Below are 21,860 nucleotides of genomic sequence, written 5' to 3' on the forward strand. Positions count from 1 at the left end.
GCCACGCCGCGGTAAGGCTGTGGAAAGGCTCAAGCCTTTCCAGGTCCCCCGGCAAACGAAGACTGAAGAACCATGGCCACTATCCACGTAGACGGCAAAGAGTACGAAGTCGACGGTGCGGACAACCTCCTGGAGGCTTGCCTGTCCCTCGGTCTCGATATTCCCTATTTCTGCTGGCACCCGGCGCTCGGTAGCGTCGGTGCCTGCCGACAGTGTGCGGTCAAGCAGTTTGCTGATGAGAACGACACCCGTGGTCGCCTCGTCATGTCCTGCATGACGCCTTCGACGGACAAGACCTATATATCCATTGATGACCAGGAAGCCAAAGACTTTCGCAGTAGTGTCATTGAATGGCTGATGACCAACCATCCGCACGACTGCCCGGTTTGTGAGGAAGGCGGTCATTGCCACTTGCAAGACATGACCGTGATGACAGGCCATAACAAGCGCCGTTATCGCTTCACCAAGCGCACCCACCAGAACCAGGACCTGGGCCCGTTCATTTCCCATGAGATGAACCGCTGTATCGCCTGCTACCGCTGCGTGCGCTATTACAAGGATTACGCGGGCGGCACTGATCTGGGCGTTTATGGCGCCCATGACAATGTGTATTTTGGCCGCGTTGAGGAAGGCACACTGGAAAGCGAGTTTTCCGGAAACCTGACTGAAGTCTGCCCAACAGGTGTGTTTACCGACAAGACCCACTCCGAGCGCTACAACCGCAAGTGGGACATGCAGTTTGCACCAAGCATCTGTCATGGCTGCTCGTCTGGTTGCAACATCAGCCCCGGTGAGCGCTATGGCGAGCTTCGTCGTATCGAGAACCGTTACAACGGCTCGGTTAATCATTATTTCCTGTGCGACCGTGGCCGCTTCGGGTATGGCTATGTGAACCGCAAGGATCGCCCTCGCCAGGCGCTGCTGCGTAACGGCTCGCTCAACGCAGGGGTAGATGCTGCACTGGATAAGGCTGCCGAGCTATTGCGTGGGCGTAGGGTAATCGGTATCGGCTCTCCCCGTGCCAGCCTGGAAAGCAACTATGCACTACGTGAACTGGTAGGTGCAGAAAACTATTACAGCGGCATGGCCAAGCATGAGCTTGAACATGTTCGTCTTGTACTGGATGTCTTGCGTAACAGCCCTCTTCCTGTCCCCACCATCCGCGACATTGAGCACCATGACGCTGTGCTGGTGCTAGGCGAAGACCTGACCCAGACCGCAGCCCGTGTCGCCCTGGCAGTCCGTCAGGCAGCCAAAGGCAAGGCAACCGATATTGCAGCGGCAGCTCGTATTCCTGAGTGGCACAAGGCGGCTGTCCAGACCATCGGGCAGTCCAGCAAAAACCCCGTGTTTCTGGCCAGCCTGGCTGAGACACGTCTGGATGACATCGCTGCGCAGACTATCCACGGTGCGCCGGAAGATCTGGCTCGCTTCGGCTTTGCACTGGCCAACGCTCTCGACGCTTCCGCTCCGGCAGTAGAAGGTCTGAGCGATGAAGTAGCGCAGCAGGTCAAGTTGGTGGCCGACACCCTGCTCAATGCCAAGCGTCCGCTCATTATCTCGGGTACTTCACTGGGATCACGCGCGCTGATCGAGGCTGCTGCCAACATTGCCAAGGCACTGGCGCTGAAGGAAAAGAACGGCTCGCTGAGCCTTGTCGTTCCCGAAGCCAACAGCATGGGCCTGGCCATTTTTGGCGGCGAGTCGGTAGATGATGCGTTCGACGCGCTGACAGCGGGTAAAGCCGACGCGCTGGTCGTGCTGGAAAACGACCTGTTCCGTCGCGCCGACTCTGCACGCGTAGAAGAAGCACTCAAGGCAGCCAAAACGTTGATCGTACTGGACCATCAGCGTACAGCTACGGCAGAGCGTGCCGACCTGATCCTGCCAGCCGCAAGCTTTGCGGAAGGTGATGGCACCCTGGTAAGCCAGGAGGGCCGTGCCCAGCGCTTCTTCCAGGTGTACGAGCCTACTTATTACGATCCGAGTAGCCTGATTCGTGAAGGCTGGCGTTGGCTACATGCACTGCACAGCACCTTGCAGGGCAAGGCCGTGGACTGGACGCAGCTGGACCAGGTTACCGAGGCGTGTGCAGCAAGTCATCCGAGCCTGGCTGGCATTCGGGATGCAGCGCCCAGCGCATCCTTCCGTATCAAGGGCCAGAAGCTTTCCCGTGAGCCTCACCGTTACAGCGGTCGTACTGCAATGCGCGCCAATATCAGCGTTCACGAGCCGCGTACGCCACAGGATATAGACTCTGCCTTCGCCTTCTCCATGGAAGGCTATTACGGCAGCGCCGAACCCCGTCAGCAGATCGCATTTGCCTGGTCTCCTGGCTGGAACTCGCCGCAAGCCTGGAACAAGTTCCAGGACGAGGTAGGCGGACATCTGCGTGCGGGCGATCCTGGTATTCGTCTGATCGAGTCTTCTGGCGATCGCCTGAGCTGGTTCAACGCCATTCCGGCAGCCTATTCCGCTCAGGCGAACCAGTGGAAAGCCGTACCGATCCATCATTTGTTCGGCAGCGAAGAGACCTCGGCTCGCTCGGAGACTTTCCAGGAGCGTATCCCCGAAGTTTACGTCGCGCTTGCAAAAGCTGATGCAGACCGTCTGGGCGTCAATCCTGGTGCCAAGGTCAGCGTTACGGTTGCTGGTCAGGCGCTGAGCCTGCCGCTGATGGTCAAACCTGGTCTGACTGCTGGCTTGATCGGCTTGCCGGTGGGGTTTGAAGGCATCCCAGCCCGCCTGGCGGGTCTTACCATCGATCGCGTCCAGGAGGCTGCGCAATGAGTTGGTTAACCCCTTCCGTCATCGCCATTATCCTGGCCGTCGTGAAGGCCATCGTGATCCTGTTGGCCGTCGTTATCTGCGGCGCGCTGCTTAGCTGGGTCGAGCGCCGTCTGCTTGGCCTCTGGCAGGATCGTCACGGGCCAAACCGTGTCGGTCCTTTCGGTGCCTTCCAGCTGGGCGCCGACATGATCAAGATGTTCTTCAAGGAAGACTGGACGCCACCGTTCGCGGACAAGATGACGTTCATGCTGGCACCCGTCATTGCGATGAGCGCCTTGCTGATCGCGTTTGCCGTGGTACCGATCACACCTACCTGGGGTGTGGCGGACCTGAACATTGGTCTTCTGTTCTTCTTTGCGATGGCTGGCCTTGCAGTCTATGCAGTGCTGTTCGCAGGCTGGTCGAGCAACAACAAGTTCGCCTTGCTGGGTAGCATGCGCGCTTCAGCCCAAACCGTCTCCTACGAGGTATTCATGGGGCTTTCGCTCATGGGCGTCGTCGCGGTGACCGGCTCTTTCAACATGCGAGATATCGTCGAAGCGCAGCATCAGGGCTTGTGGTTCATCATCCCTCAATTTTTCGGCTTTTGTACCTTCCTGATCGCAGGCGTTGCGGTGACTCACCGCCACCCCTTTGACCAGCCGGAGGCAGAGCAGGAGCTGGCAGATGGTTACCACGTTGAATATGCCGGCATGAAGTGGGGCATGTTCTTCGTAGGCGAATACATTGGCATCGTGCTGGTGTCTGCCCTGCTCGTCACGCTGTTCTTTGGTGGCTGGCATGGTCCGCTGTTGCCACCCTTCATCTGGTTCGCCCTGAAGACTGCGTTCTTCATCATGCTGTTCATTTTGCTGCGTGCGTCTATCCCACGTCCGCGCTATGACCAGGTGATGGCGTTCAGCTGGAAGGTGTGTCTGCCGCTGACCCTGATCAATCTGCTCGTTACCGGTGCGGTGGTTTTGTATAACGCCACCCCGGCCGTGGTTCACTGAGGAGAGCCGCCATGTTCAAAGAAATAGTCAATGTCGTGCATGGCACATGGACTCAGCTACGAAGCGTGCTGATGATCTTTTCCCATGCCTTTAGAAAGCGCGACACCCTGCAGTACCCCGAGGAGCCGGTTTATCTGCCACCTCGTTATCGAGGCCGGATTGTCCTGACCCGTGATCCCGATGGGCAGGAGCGCTGCGTGGCGTGCAACCTGTGTGCGGTAGCGTGCCCGGTAGGCTGTATTTCCCTGCAAAAAACCGAAGCAGAAGACGGTCGCTGGTATCCGGAGTTCTTCCGTATCAACTTCTCCCGCTGCATTTTCTGCGGCATGTGTGAAGAGGCTTGTCCTACCACCGCTATCCAGCTGACACCGGACTTTGAGATGTGCGAGTACGAGCGTCAGAACCTGGTGTACGAGAAGGAGCATCTGCTCATCTCCGGACCCGGCAAGTACCCGGACTACAACTTCTATCGCGTCGCCGGTATGTCCATTGCGGGCAAACCCAAGGGTGCTGCGAAGAACGAGGCCGAGCCAATCAACGTCAAGAGCCTGCTGCCGTAAGGACGGAAAGATGGAATTTGCTTTCTATTTCGCTGCCGGTGTCGCCGTACTGGCCACGTTCAGGGTGATTACCAACCGTAATCCGGTACATGCCCTGCTCTACCTCATCATCTCGCTGCTAGCGGTCTCGATGACCTTCTTCAGCCTTGGCGCTCCATTCGCCGGTGCGCTTGAGGTCATCGTATACGCTGGCGCCATCATGGTGCTGTTCGTATTCGTCGTGATGATGCTCAACCTCGGCCCTGCCGTGGTTGAGCAGGAACGCAAGTGGTTAACGCCTGGCATCTGGGTTGGCCCTTCGATTCTTTCCATCGCGTTGCTGGTCGAGTTGCTGCTGGTGCTGGGCAGAATGCCCGGCGGTGCAAGCATCGGTCATACCACGGTTGATGCAAAAGCGGTTGGTATCAGCCTGTTCGGCCCCTATCTGCTAGCGGTCGAACTGGCGTCGATGCTGCTCCTGGCTGCGCTGGTTGCGGCCTATCACTTGGGCCGGCAACAAGACGTCAAAGGCGTCGGCGAGTAACTCGTTAAGGAATGGACCTATGAATGCGATACCTCTGGAACATGGTCTGGCACTTGCCGGCGCGTTGTTCGCCCTGGGTCTGGTTGGCCTGATGGTACGGCGCAACATCCTGTTCATATTGATGAGTCTGGAAATCATGATGAATGCTTCCGCCCTGGCTTTTGTGGTCGGTGGCAGCCGTTGGGGGCAACCGGATGGTCAGGTGATGTTCATTCTGGTACTGAGCCTTGCTGCTGCCGAGGCGAGTATTGGCCTGGCGATCCTGCTGCAACTGTATCGCCGTTTCCAAACCCTCGATGTCGATGCTGCCAGCGAGATGCGCGGATGAACCTGTTACCTCTTACCTTCGTCTTTCCCCTTATCGGGTTTGTGCTGCTGGCATTTTCCCGTAGCCGCTGGTCCGAAAACCTGTCTGCCCTGATTGGAGTAGGCTCGATCGGGCTATCTGCGCTTACAGCCGCCTTGGTTAGCTGGCAGTTCCTGTCCAGCCCGCCGCCTTCCGGCGCTGTCACCCAGGTGCTGTGGAACTGGATGACCGTTGATGGCTTTGCACCCAACATCGCGTTGTACCTGGATGGTCTCTCGGTAACCATGCTGTGTGTGGTCACCGGTGTAGGCTTTCTGATTCACCTGTTTGCCTCCTGGTACATGCGCGGTGAAGCAGGCTATGCACGCTTTTTTGCCTATACCAACCTGTTCGTGGCAAGCATGTTGTTCCTGGTACTGGGCGATAACCTGCTCTTCCTCTACTTTGGTTGGGAAGGTGTAGGCCTGTGCAGTTACCTGCTGATCGGGTTCTACTACAGCGAGCGTGCCAACGGTAATGCAGCACTCAAGGCCTTTATCGTGACCCGCGTGGGTGACGTGTTCATGGCCTTCGGTCTGTTCATCCTGTTCATGACACTGGGCACGCTGGATATCCAGGAACTGCTGGCTCGTGCGCCAGATGTGTTCACGATGAACGATCCACTGCTGATGCTGGCTACGCTGATGCTGCTGGGTGGTGCGGTAGGTAAATCTGCCCAGCTGCCTTTGCAAACCTGGCTGGCCGATGCGATGGCAGGCCCGACCCCAGTATCGGCGCTGATCCACGCAGCGACCATGGTGACTGCCGGCGTATACCTGATCGCCCGTTGTCATGGATTGTTCGAGCTGACGCCTTCGATTTTGCATCTAGTGGGTATCGTGGGTGCGGTTACGCTGGTTCTGGCAGGCTTTGCAGCACTGGTACAGACCGACATCAAGCGTATCCTTGCTTACTCCACCATGAGTCAGATCGGCTACATGTTCCTAGCCCTGGGTGTAGGCGCCTGGAGCGGTGCGATCTTCCACCTGATGACCCATGCGTTCTTCAAGGCGCTTCTGTTCCTTGCATCCGGCTCGGTCATCCTGGCCTGCCATCACGAGCAGAACATCTTCAAGATGGGCGGTCTGTGGAAAAAAATTCCGCTGGCCTATGCAAGCTTCCTGGTTGGTGGTTCAGCGCTGGCAGCGCTACCGCTGATTACGGCTGGCTTCTACTCAAAAGACGAGATCCTCTGGGAAGCCTTTGCCAGCGGTCATCAGAATCTGCTGATTGCAGGCCTGGTAGGTGCCTTCCTGACCTCGATCTACACCTTCCGCCTGATCTTTATCGTGTTCCACGGTGAAGCCAAGACTGAGGCCCATGGTGGTCATGGGATCGCACATCACTTGCCACTAATCGTACTGATCGTATTGTCCACCTTTATCGGCGCCTGGATCACACCACCGCTGTCGGGTGTACTGCCTCAGTCGGCTGGCCATGCAGGTGGCGAAGCCAAGCACAGTCTGGAAATTGCCTCAGGCGCCATTGCATTGGCCGGCATCCTGTTGGCGGCCCTGCTCTTCCTGGGCAAGCGTCGCTTTGTCAGTGCACTTGCCAAGAGTGCTCCGGGTCGATTCTTTGGTACCTGGTGGTATCACGCCTGGGGCTTCGACTGGCTCTACAACTGGATCTTCGTGAAGCCTTACCTGGCGATTACCCGACTGCTGCGTAGCGATCCGATCGACAAGGCGATCCTGATTGTCCCGATCCTCGCGCGTGCCGGTAACCTCACGCTGAGCCTTACAGAGAACGGCCGCCTGCGTTGGTATGCTGCCTCCATCGTGGGTGGTGCAGTGCTGCTTCTGGCCGCACTGCTTCTGGCCTGACTTGAATCTACGAAAGGAATTGAGCCCGTCATGATTCTGCCTTGGCTAATCCTGATCCCCTTCATAGGCGGTCTGCTGTGCTGGCTGGGAGATCGCTCCGGCAATCTCCTGCCACGCTGGATTGCTTTATTAACCATGCTATTGGAGCTGGTGCTTGGCCTATGGGTCTGGTGGCACGGTGACTTCAGCTTGGCCCCCGCTCCGGGTAGCGAGCAGAACTGGACCGTTGAATTCCAGTATCCCTGGATTGAACGCTTTGGTATCAGCCTGCACTTCGCCATGGACGGCCTATCGCTGCTTATGGTGTTGCTGACTGGTCTGTTGGGTCTTTTGGCTGTTGTCTGCTCTTGGCGCGAGATCCAGAAGCATGTTGGCTTCTTCCACCTGAACCTGCTATGGATTCTAGGTGGTGTGGTTGGTGTGTTCCTGGCTGTCGACCTGTTCCTGTTCTTCTTCTTCTGGGAGATGATGCTGGTGCCGATGTATTTCCTCATCGCACTCTGGGGTCATAGCTCCGCCGACGGCAAGAAGAGCCGAATTACCGCTGCTACCAAGTTCTTCATTTTCACCCAGGCCAGCGGCTTGATCATGCTGGTGGCCATCGTGGCACTAGTGCTGGTGCACTACAGCGCAACTGGTGTGCTGACCTTTGAATATGAAGACCTGCTGAAAACGCAGATGGATCCAACGACTGAATACCTGCTGATGCTGGGCTTCTTCATTGCCTTTGCCGTGAAGCTGCCTGCCGTGCCGGTTCACTCCTGGCTCCCCGATGCACACGCGCAGGCACCGACAGCCGGCTCCGTAGACCTTGCCGGTATTCTGTTGAAAACAGCTGCTTACGGCCTTCTCCGCTTTGCCGTACCGCTGTTCCCCAACGCTTCGGCCGAGTTTGCACCCATTGCGATGTGGCTCGGGATCATCGGAATCTTCTACGGTGCGTTCCTGTCCTTCGCACAGACTGACATCAAGCGTCTTGTGGCCTATTCCAGCGTTTCGCACATGGGCTTCGTCTTAATCGGTATCTACTCCGGCAGCCAGCATGCACTGCAGGGTGTCGTGGTACAGATGATCGCCCATGGTCTTTCGGCAGCAGGCTTGTTCATTCTGTGCGGTCAGCTCTATGAGCGTCTGCATACACGCGACATGCGTGAGATGGGTGGACTCTGGGGTCGCCTCCCCTACCTGCCGGCCCTCAGCCTGTTCTTCGCTTCGGCGTCTCTGGGCCTGCCGGGTACCGGTAACTTCGTAGGCGAGTTCCTGATTTTAATGGGTGCGTTCCCGATGGTGCCGCTGACCGTTGTGATAGCTACATTCGGTCTGGTTGCGGCTTCGGTGTACTCATTGATCATGATCCACCGTGCGTACTTCGGTCCTGCGAAGTCTGAAGGGGAATTGCCGGGGCTCAATGCACGCGAGCTGTCCATGGTACTGCTTCTGGTCGGTCTGCTGATCCTCCTGGGTGTTTATCCGCAGCCCATTCTGGATACGTCGGCAGCCAGCATGAGTGGTGTACACCAGTGGCTGGGTACAGCTTTCTCTTCCATTGTTTCTGCCCGGTAGTAGCGCCATGACCTTTACAACGGAACATCTCATCGCACTTCTGCCGCTCCTCATCACCGGTCTGACCGCCGTTGTGGTGATGCTGGCGATAGCCTGGCGGCGCAACCACACCGTGATTCCGACACTGTCGGTAATCGGTTTGAACCTGGCCCTGCTGTCCATTGTGTACTCGATGCGGGTCGTCGATATCGACGTCACCAGCCTCATGCGCATGGATGGCTACACCTACTTCTATACCGCACTGATCCTGATTACCACGTTGGCATGCATGACGCTGTCGCATGCTTACATGGAGGGATACTCCAGCAATCGTGAAGAGCTTTACCTACTGCTTTTACTGTCCTGTACGGGCGGTATCGTGTTGGTAAGCTCGCAGCACCTGGCTTCGCTGTTCATTGGCCTTGAGCTGCTGTCCGTACCGGTGTATGGCCTGGTGGCCTATTCCTACTTCAATCGCCGCTCCCTTGAGGCTGGCATGAAGTATCTGGTGCTATCTGCTGCTGGCTCGGCCATTCTGCTGTTTGGCATGGCCCTGCTGTATGCACAGTCCGGCACCCTGAGTTTTAGCGGAATCGGTGCGCAGCTGACTCAGCAAGCCTCGGCCGGCCTGCTGCTGGAACTCGGTATCGGCATGATGATTGTAGGTCTGGGCTTCAAACTGTCGCTGGTACCCTTCCATTTGTGGACGCCAGATGTCTATGAAGGCGCACCGGCACCGGTGGGCGCTTACCTGGCTACTGCGAGCAAGGTTGCCGTTTTCGCTGTCGTGGTTCGTCTGTTCCAGACCATGCCGGCTGCGTTGAACGATACATGGCTGCACAACCTGATCGCTTTCATCGCCATCATCTCCATTCTGGTCGGCAACCTTTTGGCCTTGATGCAGAGCAACCTCAAGCGTCTGCTGGGCTACTCTTCCATCTCACACTTTGGATACCTGCTCGTAGCCCTCGCTGCCAGCAATGGTATTGCGGTAGAGGCGATTGGGGTGTACTTGGCGACTTATGTCGTTACCAGCCTGGGAGCCTTTGGCGTGATCGTGCTTATGTCCAGCCCAAGCAATGGCACACGTGATGCCGATGCGCTGTTTGAGTACCGCGGACTGTTCTGGAGACGCCCGTATCTGACCGCCGTTCTAACAGTGATGATGCTGTCGCTTGCAGGTATTCCGCTGACGGCGGGCTTTATCGGCAAGTTCTACATTATTACGGTGGGTGTCGAGTCCCATCTGTGGTGGCAGACCGCGGCGGTCGTTATTGGTAGCGCCATCGGCCTGTTCTATTACCTGCGTGTCATGGTAACGATGTATCTGGTACAACCAGGTCTGAGCCGTCACGATGCACCCATGAACTGGGGTGAGCGTGCCGGCGGTATCATGCTTATCGCCATTGCAGCCCTGACGCTGCTGTTGGGTGTTTACCCGCAGCCCTTGTTGCAAGTGCTTCAACATACAGGCCTGTAAGGGTCTCTCATAAAAAAGCCCCAGTGATGGGGCTTTTTTATTGCCTGAACTTTTTATTCCTCTTCACGGTGCATGAAGAGGTCCCATACCGACATGAAGAGCGCCGCCACCAATGGGCCAATGACGAACCCGTTGAGACCAAACAGTGCCATTCCGCCTAGTGTGGAAATCAGTACCACGTAGTCGGGTAGCTTGGTGTCCTTGCCTACCAAGATAGGACGCAGAATGTTATCTACCAGGCCGATGACGATAACGCCGAACAGAATCAATACAACCCCTTGCCATATCGAGCCTGTCAGCAGGAAGTAAACCGCAACCGGCCCCCAGATCAGCCCAGCGCCTACTGCCGGCAACAACGACAGGAACGCCATTATTACGCCCCAGAGAACAGCAGCCTCAACACCGAGTACTCCCAGGATAAATCCACCCAACGCACCCTGAACAACGGCCACGATAATGTTGCCTTTGACAGTGGCCCGGATAACGGCCGTGAACTTGCGTAGCAGGCTGCGCTTGTGAATCTCGCTCAAGGGAATGGCTTTGCGGATCAGCCCTACGAGGTATTGCCCGTCTCGAAGCAGGAAAAACAGCAGGTACAGCATGATGCCAAAGCTGATGACTAACTGAAACGTCCCCTGCCCTACCAACAAGGCCCTGCTTGCCAATGCCTGACTACCTTGGGCAACGCTTTGCGTCAGGCGCTCGCGAATACTTTCTGGGTCAGTGATATCGAATCGGTGCAGTACACTTTTGATACCGTTCGGTAGTGCCTGCCACATGTGTTGAAAATATTCGCCGAAATTCAGCTGGCCGCTGTTGATTCGCTGATACAGCGCACTGCCTTCCTGAACAAGAGAAATACTAATCGCTGTGACCGGCAGAATCACGATGAGTAAACAAACACCCAAGCTGCTCAGCGCGGCAAGGTTTTTACGATTGTTGTAGCGCCTGAGAAACCAGCGCTGCATAGGGGCGAAAATAATCGCCAGGATCGCTCCCCAAAATACCGCGCCGTAATAGGGCAACAGAATCCAGGCAAATGCGATCGAGACAATAATCAGAAGAAAGATAAATGTTCTATTTTCAAGTCGCGTGCTTTTCATCAGGGTTCCAAAGTCCATTCAAGAGCAACGAGCGTCGCTTTTGGTTAGAACACTGGATACCACGCACTTGTTCCTGAGGGCTCAGCCAGAGCCCTCAGGAATGTCGATTTAAACGCGGAACTGCTTGACTAGGCCGTGGAGGCGATCCCCTAGCGAGACTAGCCCCTGGGTAGTGGTCGCACTCTGCTCAGCCCCTGCCGTCATGGTTTCAACCGCGCCAGCAATCTCGTGGACGCTACGGTTGATTTCCTCGGAGACCGCCGTCTGCTCTTCGGCTGCACTGGCTATCTGGGCGTTCATGGCATTAATCGTACCGATCAGCTGGCTGATGGTATCGAGCGAGGCGCCTGCCTGACTGGCCTGGACAGTCGTACTTTCACCTGCCGCACCAGAGCGACGCATCGACTCAACCGCCTTTTGCGTACCCTGTTGCAGGCGATCGATCATTCCCTGGATCTCCTGGGTACTCTGCTGAGTACGGCTTGCCAGGGCACGAACTTCGTCGGCCACGACCGCAAAACCACGACCCGCCTCACCAGCCCGAGCCGCCTCGATAGCAGCGTTCAAGGCCAGCAGGTTGGTTTGCTCGGCAATGGAACGGATAACATCCAGTACGCTGACAATAGACTGTACGTCCTGCTGCAGACTGTCGAGCGACATGCCGCTGTCACGCACTTCATCGACCAGAGAATGGATGCCTGCCACACTACCCTCAACCACACGCTTGGCTACACGCCCTTGCTCATCGGTCTCACGGGCAGCTTCTGCCGCTTGCTGGGCACTTTGCGCTACTTCATGAGCCGCTGCGGACATCTCGTTGATAGCCGTGGCAACCTGATCGGTTTCGCTACGCTGGCGCTGCATGGCCTGCTCGGTACGACGAGCCTGGGCAGCCACCTCATCCAGCAAACCGGTGAGCTGCTGAGTGATGTCGATTACCTGCTGTACGGTTCCATGAATCTTGCCAACGAATCGATTGAACGAGCCAGCAAGCCGGCCCAACTCGTCGTTACTCTGCACCGGCAGTCGACGTGTCAGATCGCCTTCGCCATCAGCAATGTCATCAAGGTTTGCACGCATGAGCTCAAGCGGACGCAACACTCGCATGGCAAATAGATGAGCCGCAATGGCGATGATGACCAGCACTACCAGCGAGACGCCGATGATGGAGAACAGCTGAGTCAAGGTCTGCGCACGTACATCGGCCTCGATCTTGCCCAGCCGCTCCTCAACGCCATCCAGGTTGATGGCAGAGCCCAGGACCAAGTCCCACTTGGGCAGGTACTCGGTATAGCTCAACTTGGGAACCAAGGTAGTTTTGCCAGGCAATGTAGAGGAATAGCGGACATAATGAGTGCCATCCTTGCCTGCCCGGACCAGTTCCTGGTTCAGGTAAACGCCGTTCGGATCCTTGTTATCACGAAAGCTCTTGCCTATGCCTTCAGCGTCGTTTCCCTTGAAAAGGCGGATGACATTTGAGTCATAGCCAAACATATAGCCATCTTTGCCATAGGTGATGCCAGATAAAATCCTGATTGCCTCGGCGCGGGCCGCCTGATCACCGTCGGCTGAAGCATCGTAGAGCGGCTTGACCGCTGTCAGGGCAACCTGCACGTAATTCTTCAGGGTTACGTTGCTTTGCTCCATCAAGCGATCACGCGTTGTCTGTATATCGCGCTCGGCTTTATTGCTCAGCATCACATAGGAAATACCGCTGATGATCAGGGTAGTAATTACAACAGGTAGGAGCGCCAGCAGGAGCACCTTGGCTTTTAAACTCATCACTGAGACCTCTTAGGTTGTTATCTAAGTAGGTTTTCGGCCAAGCGAAACGAAAATGAAGGTCGATCGATAGTGCTCTATCCGTATGGTCTCAATCACCGGGAGCAGATCGGGAGGCTCGGAGCGGCAGCCGGACCAAAACTTTCAGCCCGCCCAGGGAACTGCTTTCCAGGCTGAGCGTACCTGCGCAACTGTCCACAATATCACGCGCAATACCAAGGCCCAAGCCATGTCCCATGACTCGCTCATCCAGACGCGCGCCTCGCTCGAGAATATCCTGCCTGGATTCAGGCGCGATACCTGGCCCATCATCATCAATACTGATCTCATAACAGGCATCTTTCTTCAGTACCGTCAGCTCTACCTGGCTGCTCGCCCATTTACAGGCGTTATCCAACAGCGTACCCAGCAATTCAAGCAGGTCTTCGCGATCCCAGGGCAGTTTCAAACCGGAAGGCACATGACAGGAGATCGTCAGGTCGTTGTCATGGATCTGCTTGAGCATGGCGCAGAGCGAAGGCAATTCAGCCTCGCAGTCCAGATAGACGCCGGGAAGCTGGTTACCGGCCAGTCGAGCACGGCGCAGCTCCCGCTCAAGACGCTGCTGGATCTGCTCAAGCTGATCGCGCAGGATGCTCTGCAGTTCAGGATGCGCACTCAGTTCTTGCCGCTCCGCAAGACTTACCAGCACGGCCAGAGGCGTTTTTAGCGCATGCCCCAGATTACCGATGCCATGGCGGGCACGCTTGAGATTATCCTCGGTATGACGCAGCAGATGATTGATCTGCTCCACCAGCAGCTCAAGCTCTTGGGGAACCTGCGTATCCAGCTGGCTGCGCTGCCCCTGTTGCAGTTGAGCCACTTGTTGCCGGACCCGTTCAAGTGGCTTTAAGGCGCGCCTTACCGTAATCCGTTGTAGAAAAAGGATTACGATTAACGCAACCAGCCCAATACCGGCACCTATACGTAGCATTCGACTGAAACTGGTCAGGAGCGGGTTGTAATCCTGTGCAACGACAATGCTGAGCTTTTGCCCCAACCGCTGATAATCCGCGCGATAGACCAGGAGGCGCTGATCTCCGGGGCCATTGACGAGATGTCCGGTCAGCCCTACGTGCGTAGGTCTCTCAAGCACATGATCCCATAGCGACCGGGAGCGCCAGCGAGGTTCTCCTATGTCGATCTCGAAATAACGCCCGGAAAATGGCCGTTGATAGGCGGGATTAAGGCGCTGCTCATCCAGCTGCAGCCCGTTTGGCCCCCGCGCAATAGCCACCAGGAGGTTTTCGCTCTCTGTCTGAAGTCCGCTTCCCAGATAATCCCGTAGCGCCGTATCAACCAGCCAGCGTGCGCCCAGTATCAATAAAAGTCCGGATATCAGCAGAGCGGAGGCCAAGCCAATGCCCAATCGCTGCTGAATGGACTTCATGCAGATTTCCCGAAGCGGTAGCCCTGTCCTCGCCGTGTCTCGATAATATCGCGCCCCAATTTACGCCTGAGATGGTTCACGTGCACCTCGATGACATTGGAGTCACGCTCGCTTTCACCGTCGTAGAGATGTTCACCCAAATGACTTTTGGACAGGATCTGCCCTGCATGCAGCATGAAATACCGCAGCAGCCTGAACTCTGCGGCGGTCAGCTCGATACTTTCATCCCCGCGATTAACACATTGCCGTGACTCATCCAGACTCAGACCGGAAGCCTGCAATGTCGGCTGATTCACCAGCCCGCGGGCACGCCGCAATAATCCTTGAATCCGCAAGGAAAGCTCTTCAGGGTGGAACGGCTTGGTCAGGTAATCATCGGCGCCAGCCTTGAGCCCATCGATACGCTCGGCCCAACCACTGCGCGCCGTCAGAATCAGTACCGGCGTAGAAAGTCCCTGCGTGCGCCACTCCCTGAGCACATCCAGCCCAGAACGCCCCGGCAGTCCGAGATCAAGTACGATAAGGTCATAAGGTTCGACTGCCCCCTGGTATGCCGCATCACGGCCATCAGCCAGCCAGTCTACGGCATAGCCTTGTCGTGTCAGGCTGGCCATTAACTCATCCGCCAGGGGAACACTGTCCTCTACCAACAACAGACGCATCAGTCGTCTACCTCGTCCTTCAAAATCGTACCGTCAGTGGCGCTGATTTCCAGCTCGCGCACAACGCCCTTATCTACCAGAAACTCGATCTCATAGACATAAACACCATCTTCCTCCTCAAGCTCCGCCTCCAGCAATGTTGCCTTTGGATAGCGCGCATAAGCCTGGTTGATAAGCTGCTCAAGAGGACGAATTCTTCCTTCCTGACGAAGCCGCAACGCCTCATCCTGGTCAAGGTCGCGAGCGATTGAAAGCCCGCTGGCTGACAGCAATGTCAATACCAGCAGGCCTTTCATCATGCTGCTACCCAGGCTCAATCGTCCTGTACATCCTTGAGCACTTCGCCCGTTGCGGCATCGAGTTCCAGATCCCATGTCACACCTTTCTGGTCACGTAACTCAACCTGATAGATATAGCGGCCATATTCTTCTTCCAGCTCAGTGTCGTGAGTCGTCGAGCCAGGATGCTTGGCGATAGCCGCCTTGTTCAATACGTCGAAGGATTTGATGGTACCTGCATCACGCAGCTTGAGCGCTTCGTCAGGTCCCAGGTCGCGGGCTTGGGCCGCACCGGCCAGGGCGGTCAGGCTGGCAGCGGCAATCAATGTAGTCAGTGCTTTCATGCGTATGTCCTCACGGGTTATTCAGTGAGTTCACCTTAACGAGGCAGCCTTAATTCAGCCTTAATCTCATTTTGGAACTACATGGTCAGCCCAACGGTCTTTCGCAATCAATGCCATACCTGCTCCGCATCGCGGCGGTGCGTTTGTATACTGGCTGTCCGTATGGAGTCCTCATGACAGCTATTCACATCAAATCTCCTTCCCTTATTATCCGCGCGGGCACGCAGGCGCTGGCGCATATTCGCCAACAGGGCCTGTCACCTGCAGACGTAGGTATTATCCCGGGCGCAGCAGGCGGCCCGAAAGCACTAGGCTTGCAAGGGCTAGACATCGCGCTGTTTGGTGAATGGCTGCCTCGCTCACCGCGGGTGCGCGCATTGGTTGGCGCATCCATTGGGGCCTGGCGCTCCGCATGTGTCTGCCTACCGGATCCGGCAGACTCATTACGCCGGCTGGGCGACCTTTATACCGGATTGCATTTTCCCAAAGGTATTGGAATCAGGCAGATCAGTCAGATTTGCGAAAGCATGCTGGATGAACTGCTGGGAGGGCGTGACGAGGCGATTCTGACCGCACCAGGCTATCGCCTGAACATCATGATTGTTCAGGCATTGGGCCCTCTGGCCAGTGACCAGCGCCGAACATTAAGCCTTGGCCTGGGTGCTGTGATCCGCGACAACCTGATAGCACGGTCTCGTCTGATTCGCCATTTCAGCCGCATCGTGGCCTATGATTTGCGCCAGGCGCCGCCGCTGGATGAACTGAATGATTTCCCAACGCAGTACCATGCGCTTCGCCCCGACAACCTTCGCCAGTCATTGCTGGCGTCAGGCTCCATTCCACTGGTCATGGAGGGCGTAACAGATATCCCTGGCTTTGGCTCCGGTACTTACCGTGACGGGGGACTGCTCGATTACCATCTGGATCTTCCCTATCGCGGGAATGACATTGTGCTCTATCCACATTTTATCGATCGCATCATTCCTGGGTGGTTCGACAAGGGCATCTTCTGGCGCAAGGCCAATACACATAACCTGCGAAATGTGGTGCTACTGGCACCCTCACGGTCTTACCTTGAGCGGCTACCTGGTCGAAAGCTTCCCGACCGCAAAGATTTCACCCGTTATGCAACCGATCCTGCCACACGGCAACGTCACTGGCATACAGCGATGGCGGAAAGCCAGCGACTGGGTGATGAGTTTCTGGAGCTTGCCGAAAGCGGCCGGTTAAAAGATCAGATATTGCCTCTCGTCTAGAGCGACGAACCGGCTACTAGCCCTGCGGTCTTCATAGAAAGCAGTCCACAGCCGGTGTTTTCATGTCAGAGAGTGCCTCATTTATTCCCCCGACCGCCGAGGGTACGCTGCCCGCCCCTGGAGACGAGCGCGACGATACAGGTACAGCCCTGTGCCCCCCGCTACCCTCGGACCTTCACTATGTGGATGACACGCAGCCGGGCCTGCGGCGAAAAAAGCTGCGCGGGAAGTTTATCTACCTGGATGCCCAAGGCGAACGTATTCGCGATCAGGCTGAAATTGACCGCATCAACAAACTGGCCATTCCACCCGCCTATACGGATGTCTGGATCTGTGCCGATCCTTGTGGCCATTTACAGGCAACGGGGCGGGACGCCCGAGGACGCAAGCAATACCGATATCATCCACGTTGGCGCGAAATCAGAGACACTGACAAATACGAACGGATGCTGGAGTTCGGCAATGCCCTTCCCAAACTGCGCAAGCGGATAGAAGAGCATCTGGCGCAACGCAAGCTGAACCGGGAAAAGGTCATGGCGACCGTTATCAGCCTGCTGGACGCCACCTTGATTCGCGTAGGCAATCAGCAATATGCCAAAAGCAATAAATCGTACGGCCTGACAACCCTGCGTAACCGACATGCAGACGTTACCGGCAATACGATTCGCTTTCACTTCCGCGGCAAAAGCGGCGTCGAGCACAACATCAAGCTGACAGACCCGAGGCTTGCACGTACCGTCAAGCGCTGCCTTGAGCTACCCGGCCAACACTTGTTTCAGTATCTGGATGAAGATGGCGATCGGCATACGGTCACCTCGTCAGACGTAAACGCCTACCTGCACGAACTCAGTGGTGCCGATTTTACTGCCAAGGATTACCGCACCTGGGCAGGCAGCGCCTTGGCTCTGTCTACTCTCAAGTCACTGCGCTACGAAACTCAAACTGAAGCCAAAAAGCACCTTCAGGAGATGGTCAAGCAAGTATCCAGTACGCTGGGCAACACACCGGCAGTATGCCGCAAGTGTTATATCCACCCGGGCGTCATGGATGCATTTATGGCTGGCGAACTCGGCTCGCTACCCAAGCCGCGCAAACGCAAGGGACTTCGCGAAGAGGAAGTCACCCTGCTCATGTTTTTAGAGCGCCTGGTCGAGAAGACGCAGGCAGCTTAGGTACTCGAGCCGCCTACTAGAGGCGGCTCTGGAACAGCGGTTGATGCTCCTGGCACTGCTTGGCGGAAAGCAGAAAGACCCCGTGACCGCCCCGCTCGAACTCGAGCCACGTAAAGTCGACTTCGGGATAAAGCGCTTCGACGTGTACCTGACTATTGCCCACCTCAACGATCAACGTGCCGGTGTCAGTGAGGTGATCCGCGGCTTCAGCCAACATTCGGCGCACCAGATCCAGCCCGTCTGAGCCACAGGCAAGGCCCATTTCCGGCTCGTGGTGATATTCAGCCGGCATATCGGCAAAATCTTCTGCGTCCACATAAGGTGGATTTGACACGATCAGGTCGAAACGCTGCCCTGGCAGTTCAGCAAACCCATCCCCTTGCACGGTATAAACCCGGTCTTCAAGGTCATGCCGCTCTATGTTCTGCCAGGCGACCTCCAATGCATCAAAGGAGAGATCGGCCAACGCGACTTCTGCATTAGGGAACGCATAAGCACAGGCAATACCAATGCATCCCGAGCCGGTACAGAGGTCCAGGACTCGAGCAGGCTCATGGGGTAGCCAAGGCACAAAGCGGGCATCAATCAATTCAGCAATCGGTGACCGTGGCACCAACACACGTTCATCAACCATAAACGGCAGCCCACAAAACCAGGCTTCGCCTAACAAATAAGCCGTCGGAATGCGCTCCTGAATCCGTCGGTGAAGCAGGACGCTCAAGTCGTAGCGCTCATCATCTTCCAACCGGCAATCCAGGTAGCTGTCAGACATTTCCCAAGGCAGATGCAAGGCGCCTAACACCAGCTGCCTGGCTTCATCCCACGCATTGTCGGTGCCATGGCCAAAATAAAGCCCTTCGGCGTGGAAGCGGCTCACCGCCCAACGGATATAGTCACGAAGAGTGCGTAAACGGGATTCGGTCATCTAGGGCTCCTTTTCAGCGGCATAGTGTAGCCTTGCAGCTCTGCCCACGAAACGTCAGATGCACTCGTCCAGTCTAGCGGCGCGTCCTGGCAATCAGGCCACCCAGAACGCCCGTTACACAGCCGGCCAGCAGACCTCCTACATGAGCGCCATTAGCAATGGCACCAAAGCCAAGCACATCAATGGCGCCGGTCAGGCATATACCCAGCCAGGCAAGCATCATGATGACAACGCCCTTTGGCATTCGATACGCCGGGGTGGGTGCCAACAGCTGGAATAACCAGCAATGGCCCAGCAGGCCATAGAGCACACCTGACAATCCGCCAAACAGTGCCGGGCCACTCCACCAGTACTGCACAAGGTTGGCTGCCAGTGAAAAGAGGACGGTTAACGCCAATAGCATCCACCCCTTTTGACGAAACTCAATGCGGCGCCCCAGCTCCCAATACCACAGGGAATTCATGGCCAGATGTAAAACACCAAAGTGCAGAGACATGGGTGAAACAAACCGCCACCACTGATTTTGTTCAAGGGTATAGGAGATGGGATAGAACTCGATGTACGTATCGTAAAGCCGAAAGTCCAGAAAGGTAAGCCAGCGAACAGCCTCATAACGATCGCCCAACAAGGTAATCGCAGCCACGACCAGTGTGATGATCAGGACGCCTGCAGTTACAGGACTTGCCCGTAGCTGCTCCTTGAAGCCAGGCCGAGTTACAGCAGGCCGAACATCAGAGATCTCACCGGCCGCGTCCCCCTGCGGATAGCGTGCATACAGGTTACGCACCTCGTCTACCAGTCCCGGTTCATTAACCCACACCACTTGTGCATCGCGTTCTTCAGTTACTCGGTGAGGAATATGCAGACGACGGAGTAATTGCGTAAACCCTAGCAGGTCCGTTTCGAGTCCTACACGTAACGCAGGCTGTGCATTCATTCCGCCCCTCCTGTTGACGGCACATCGACCCAGACGAATTTCTTTGGATCCAGACGATGCTCCTCATCCAGCCGATACGCCACCAGCTTTCCGTTGTTCACGGCACTGTAATCCAGACAGGCGAGATTAGGCCGTATCGGTTCAGGATGACCGTCGAGCCAGTAATGCCCTACAAACAGCAGCGGCTCATCGATGCCATAACACATCAAGCTGGACTTCTCGGTTTCACTTAGCCGCTCGCAGGCCACATCATCCGGCAAACCATCTGGCTGAAAGACAATATCGCCGTATGTCTGCGGGTCTTCCTCCCAGAATTTGGTTCGGAACCGACCGCGTGTGAAGCCATCACGCCCCGTCATTTTCATGCCGTTGGGCAGCGGCAGGGAAACGCCATTGAGCAGCCGAGAGCAGGCGCGATTAGCCAGGCTCCCCGGAATGGCCGACTGTTGAATGAATCGCTCATCGATATACCCACCCGGATAGACCTCATCAATGGCAGCAATCAGGGACGAATCCCAATAGGCATGTACCAGCCTGAAACGTCCGGCATCGATATACAAGGGCAACTCATACAGCCATGTGAGAAAGTCATTCCACTCCGCAGAATGGTGATCGAACTGCACCAAGGTCGTCTGGATCACCCGCTCGTAACGAGAGGTATGCTCACGAACGTATCGCTTGTGACTTTCTGGCGGCGCTGGCGTGTGCCAGCTCAAGGCATTGATTTCATGGTTACCCAGCAGGCACATTGCCTGGCCTGCCTCCACCATGTCACGAATGCAATGCAGTGACTCTCGCACATGAGGCCCACGATCAAGGATGTCTCCTAGAAAGAGCGCCATCCTTCGCGGATGCTGCCAGACACCGTTGTGTCGGCGATAGCCCATTTGGTCCAGCAAACGTTCAAGCACATGAGCGCAGCCGTGAATATCGCCTATCAGGTCATAGCCACGATCAGGGTCAAGCATCAATCATTCCCCAGACGGCTGCTCCAGCCGAGCTTCGTCCGGCAAACCTCGTAATAGTTATGATCCAGTGGGTGGATGAGTCGCAGTTTGTGCGGCTTTTTCTGGATGGTTACGACGTCACCAGGCGCGCAATTAAGATGATTCTGTCCATCACATGAGACCTGCGGATAGATCTGCATGTTCGGCGAGACCACGATTTTCAGCTCGCTGTCGCCACTGACTACAATGGGGCGGCTGGACAAGGTATGTGGGTACATCGGCACGATGACAATCGCATCCAGCTTGGGATGCATGATGGGCCCCCCCGCTGACAGCGAGTAGGCTGTCGAGCCTGTAGGCGTAGCGACGATAAGCCCATCGGCCTTCTGAGCGCAGACGAACTTGCCATCGATATGCAGGGCAAACTCGATCATGCGGGTCGATTTGCCCGGATGCAGGACAACATCATTCAGGGCATCGGCCTGACCAATCGTTTCTCCCTCGCGACAAACAAAGGCGTCCAGAAGAAAGCGTGTCTCGACGATATATTGTCCCTCAAGCACCTCGGCCACCTTGGTCTCAAGCTCATCGGGACGAATATCGGTCAGGAAACCCAGATTGCCACGGTTAATACCCAGAACAGGTACACGCGGGCGCGCCAGTACACGTGCCGCCCCCAGCAGACTGCCATCGCCTCCTACCACAATAACCAGATCGCAGACCTCGCCCATGGTTTTACGTGAGCAGGTTTCCAGGCCGTGACCGGGCATGACCTCGGCGATGATGTCTTCTAAGATCACATGCAGGCGCCGCGCCAATAAGAATGTTTTGAGCCGGCGAATGGTATCCAGCACTTGAGTGCTGCCCAGACGGCCGATAATGCCGATTTTCTGAAAAGAGTCCATACGCGGCCGTAGCCCTTCTATGGCAGGAATGTCGATAAATTATGCGGGCAAGCGGCAAGGC

General features: G+C 56.3%; 20 protein-coding genes and 1 pseudogene. 10 read left to right on the forward strand and 11 right to left on the reverse strand.

Features of this window, described 5'->3' with window-relative positions:
- Positions 1-72 precede the first annotated feature (72 nt).
- The 8 genes from nuoG to nuoN are packed head-to-tail and all read left to right on the forward strand — an operon-like array spanning position 73 to position 10,059.
- Complete coding sequence (gene nuoG / locus GM154_RS11790) at positions 73-2,790, forward strand: NADH-quinone oxidoreductase subunit NuoG (RefSeq protein ID WP_219652343.1); 2,718 nt, start codon at positions 73-75, stop codon at positions 2,788-2,790.
- Positions 2,787-3,782, forward strand: coding sequence for an NADH-quinone oxidoreductase subunit NuoH (gene nuoH, locus GM154_RS11795; RefSeq protein WP_010794908.1), 996 nt, complete (start codon positions 2,787-2,789; stop codon positions 3,780-3,782). Before nuoG ends, nuoH begins: the two co-directional genes overlap by 4 nt.
- A gap of 11 nt (positions 3,783-3,793) precedes the next feature.
- Positions 3,794-4,342 carry an NADH-quinone oxidoreductase subunit NuoI gene (gene nuoI / locus GM154_RS11800; protein ID WP_010794909.1) on the forward strand — a complete coding sequence of 183 codons (549 nt, stop codon included), beginning with the start codon at positions 3,794-3,796 and terminating at the stop codon, positions 4,340-4,342.
- Positions 4,343-4,352: 10 nt separating this feature from the next.
- On the forward strand, positions 4,353-4,865 hold the full coding sequence (gene nuoJ, locus GM154_RS11805; protein ID WP_010794910.1) for an NADH-quinone oxidoreductase subunit J: 513 nt from the start codon (positions 4,353-4,355) through the stop codon (positions 4,863-4,865).
- A 19-nt stretch (positions 4,866-4,884) separates the two neighbouring features.
- On the forward strand, positions 4,885-5,193 hold the full coding sequence (gene nuoK, locus GM154_RS11810; RefSeq protein ID WP_010794911.1) for an NADH-quinone oxidoreductase subunit NuoK: 309 nt from the start codon (positions 4,885-4,887) through the stop codon (positions 5,191-5,193).
- Positions 5,190-7,037, forward strand: coding sequence for an NADH-quinone oxidoreductase subunit L (gene nuoL / locus GM154_RS11815; protein WP_074823901.1), 1,848 nt, complete (start codon positions 5,190-5,192; stop codon positions 7,035-7,037). The genes nuoK and nuoL overlap by 4 nt, the downstream gene beginning before the upstream one ends.
- A gap of 30 nt (positions 7,038-7,067) precedes the next feature.
- Positions 7,068-8,600 carry an NADH-quinone oxidoreductase subunit M gene (gene nuoM, locus GM154_RS11820; RefSeq protein ID WP_010794913.1) on the forward strand — a complete coding sequence of 511 codons (1,533 nt, stop codon included), beginning with the start codon at positions 7,068-7,070 and terminating at the stop codon, positions 8,598-8,600.
- 7 nt (positions 8,601-8,607) lie between these two features.
- A complete protein-coding gene (nuoN, locus tag GM154_RS11825) occupies positions 8,608-10,059 on the forward strand; it encodes an NADH-quinone oxidoreductase subunit NuoN (RefSeq protein ID WP_010794914.1) in 1,452 nt (483 codons plus the stop codon).
- Between the two features lie 53 nt (positions 10,060-10,112).
- Here nuoN and GM154_RS11830 read toward each other — a convergent pair whose 3' ends face one another.
- The 7 genes and pseudogenes from GM154_RS11830 to GM154_RS11855 all read right to left on the reverse strand — a co-directional run bounded on the left by GM154_RS11830 (position 10,113) and on the right by GM154_RS11855 (position 15,657).
- Entirely contained in the window at positions 10,113-11,162 is a 1,050-nt protein-coding gene (locus tag GM154_RS11830; RefSeq protein ID WP_010794915.1) for an AI-2E family transporter, read from the reverse strand.
- A 108-nt stretch (positions 11,163-11,270) separates the two neighbouring features.
- Positions 11,271-12,026, reverse strand: a complete 756-nt coding sequence (locus tag GM154_RS25960; protein WP_372238912.1) for a methyl-accepting chemotaxis protein — start codon at positions 12,024-12,026, stop codon at positions 11,271-11,273.
- A gap of 102 nt (positions 12,027-12,128) precedes the next feature.
- Positions 12,129-12,944 (reverse strand): annotated as a pseudogene (locus GM154_RS25965) (cache domain-containing protein); the annotation flags it as partial.
- A 91-nt stretch (positions 12,945-13,035) separates the two neighbouring features.
- On the reverse strand, positions 13,036-14,373 hold the full coding sequence (locus tag GM154_RS11840; protein WP_219652344.1) for a sensor histidine kinase: 1,338 nt from the start codon (positions 14,371-14,373) through the stop codon (positions 13,036-13,038).
- The gene (locus GM154_RS11845) at positions 14,370-15,035 is read right to left on the reverse strand and encodes a response regulator transcription factor (protein ID WP_010794918.1); all 666 of its coding nucleotides are present in this window, start codon (positions 15,033-15,035) and stop codon (positions 14,370-14,372) included. The genes GM154_RS11840 and GM154_RS11845 overlap by 4 nt, the downstream gene beginning before the upstream one ends.
- Complete coding sequence (locus GM154_RS11850; RefSeq protein ID WP_374940317.1) at positions 15,035-15,334, reverse strand: PepSY domain-containing protein; 300 nt, start codon at positions 15,332-15,334, stop codon at positions 15,035-15,037. Before GM154_RS11850 ends, GM154_RS11845 begins: the two co-directional genes overlap by 1 nt.
- A gap of 14 nt (positions 15,335-15,348) precedes the next feature.
- Positions 15,349-15,657, reverse strand: coding sequence for a PepSY domain-containing protein (locus tag GM154_RS11855; RefSeq protein ID WP_019365781.1), 309 nt, complete (start codon positions 15,655-15,657; stop codon positions 15,349-15,351).
- A gap of 173 nt (positions 15,658-15,830) precedes the next feature.
- Between GM154_RS11855 and GM154_RS11860 the strand changes: the two genes are divergently transcribed.
- Together GM154_RS11860 and GM154_RS11865 are read left to right on the forward strand one after the other, a co-directional pair.
- A complete protein-coding gene (locus GM154_RS11860) occupies positions 15,831-16,913 on the forward strand; it encodes a patatin-like phospholipase family protein (protein WP_219652345.1) in 1,083 nt (360 codons plus the stop codon).
- A 62-nt stretch (positions 16,914-16,975) separates the two neighbouring features.
- Entirely contained in the window at positions 16,976-18,085 is a 1,110-nt protein-coding gene (locus tag GM154_RS11865) for a DNA topoisomerase IB (protein ID WP_185749680.1), read from the forward strand.
- 16 nt (positions 18,086-18,101) lie between these two features.
- Here GM154_RS11865 and prmB read toward each other — a convergent pair whose 3' ends face one another.
- From prmB to GM154_RS11885, 4 genes are all read right to left on the reverse strand, one after another.
- Positions 18,102-19,010, reverse strand: coding sequence for a 50S ribosomal protein L3 N(5)-glutamine methyltransferase (gene prmB, locus GM154_RS11870; protein WP_219652346.1), 909 nt, complete (start codon positions 19,008-19,010; stop codon positions 18,102-18,104).
- 73 nt (positions 19,011-19,083) lie between these two features.
- Entirely contained in the window at positions 19,084-19,947 is an 864-nt protein-coding gene (locus GM154_RS11875) for a rhomboid family intramembrane serine protease (protein ID WP_219652347.1), read from the reverse strand.
- Positions 19,944-20,915 carry a metallophosphoesterase gene (locus GM154_RS11880; RefSeq protein ID WP_122042195.1) on the reverse strand — a complete coding sequence of 324 codons (972 nt, stop codon included), beginning with the start codon at positions 20,913-20,915 and terminating at the stop codon, positions 19,944-19,946. Before GM154_RS11880 ends, GM154_RS11875 begins: the two co-directional genes overlap by 4 nt.
- Positions 20,915-21,799: an NAD(+) kinase gene (locus GM154_RS11885; RefSeq protein WP_010794926.1), complete on the reverse strand. Its 885-nt coding sequence runs from the start codon at positions 21,797-21,799 to the stop codon at positions 20,915-20,917. Before GM154_RS11885 ends, GM154_RS11880 begins: the two co-directional genes overlap by 1 nt.
- Positions 21,800-21,860 lie beyond the last annotated feature (61 nt).

This window comes from Pseudomonas sp. MAG002Y, assembly GCF_019400845.1.
Classification (GTDB): domain Bacteria; phylum Pseudomonadota; class Gammaproteobacteria; order Pseudomonadales; family Pseudomonadaceae; genus Chryseomonas; species Chryseomonas luteola.

Coding starts and splice junctions, on each gene's coding strand:
- nuoG (WP_219652343.1), top strand. CDS start 73: ATGGCCACTATCCACGTAGACGGCAAAGAGTACGAAGTCGACGGTGCG.
- nuoH (WP_010794908.1), top strand. CDS start 2,787: ATGAGTTGGTTAACCCCTTCCGTCATCGCCATTATCCTGGCCGTCGTG.
- nuoI (WP_010794909.1), top strand. CDS start 3,794: ATGTTCAAAGAAATAGTCAATGTCGTGCATGGCACATGGACTCAGCTA.
- nuoJ (WP_010794910.1), top strand. CDS start 4,353: ATGGAATTTGCTTTCTATTTCGCTGCCGGTGTCGCCGTACTGGCCACG.
- nuoK (WP_010794911.1), top strand. CDS start 4,885: ATGAATGCGATACCTCTGGAACATGGTCTGGCACTTGCCGGCGCGTTG.
- nuoL (WP_074823901.1), top strand. CDS start 5,190: ATGAACCTGTTACCTCTTACCTTCGTCTTTCCCCTTATCGGGTTTGTG.
- nuoM (WP_010794913.1), top strand. CDS start 7,068: ATGATTCTGCCTTGGCTAATCCTGATCCCCTTCATAGGCGGTCTGCTG.
- nuoN (WP_010794914.1), top strand. CDS start 8,608: ATGACCTTTACAACGGAACATCTCATCGCACTTCTGCCGCTCCTCATC.
- GM154_RS11830 (WP_010794915.1), bottom strand. CDS start 11,162: ATGAAAAGCACGCGACTTGAAAATAGAACATTTATCTTTCTTCTGATT.
- GM154_RS25960 (WP_372238912.1), bottom strand. CDS start 12,026: ATGCAGCGCCAGCGTAGCGAAACCGATCAGGTTGCCACGGCTATCAAC.
- GM154_RS11840 (WP_219652344.1), bottom strand. CDS start 14,373: ATGAAGTCCATTCAGCAGCGATTGGGCATTGGCTTGGCCTCCGCTCTG.
- GM154_RS11845 (WP_010794918.1), bottom strand. CDS start 15,035: ATGCGTCTGTTGTTGGTAGAGGACAGTGTTCCCCTGGCGGATGAGTTA.
- GM154_RS11850 (WP_374940317.1), bottom strand. CDS start 15,334: ATGATGAAAGGCCTGCTGGTATTGACATTGCTGTCAGCCAGCGGGCTT.
- GM154_RS11855 (WP_019365781.1), bottom strand. CDS start 15,657: ATGAAAGCACTGACTACATTGATTGCCGCTGCCAGCCTGACCGCCCTG.
- GM154_RS11860 (WP_219652345.1), top strand. CDS start 15,831: ATGACAGCTATTCACATCAAATCTCCTTCCCTTATTATCCGCGCGGGC.
- GM154_RS11865 (WP_185749680.1), top strand. CDS start 16,976: ATGTCAGAGAGTGCCTCATTTATTCCCCCGACCGCCGAGGGTACGCTG.
- prmB (WP_219652346.1), bottom strand. CDS start 19,010: ATGACCGAATCCCGTTTACGCACTCTTCGTGACTATATCCGTTGGGCG.
- GM154_RS11875 (WP_219652347.1), bottom strand. CDS start 19,947: ATGAATGCACAGCCTGCGTTACGTGTAGGACTCGAAACGGACCTGCTA.
- GM154_RS11880 (WP_122042195.1), bottom strand. CDS start 20,915: ATGCTTGACCCTGATCGTGGCTATGACCTGATAGGCGATATTCACGGC.
- GM154_RS11885 (WP_010794926.1), bottom strand. CDS start 21,799: ATGGACTCTTTTCAGAAAATCGGCATTATCGGCCGTCTGGGCAGCACT.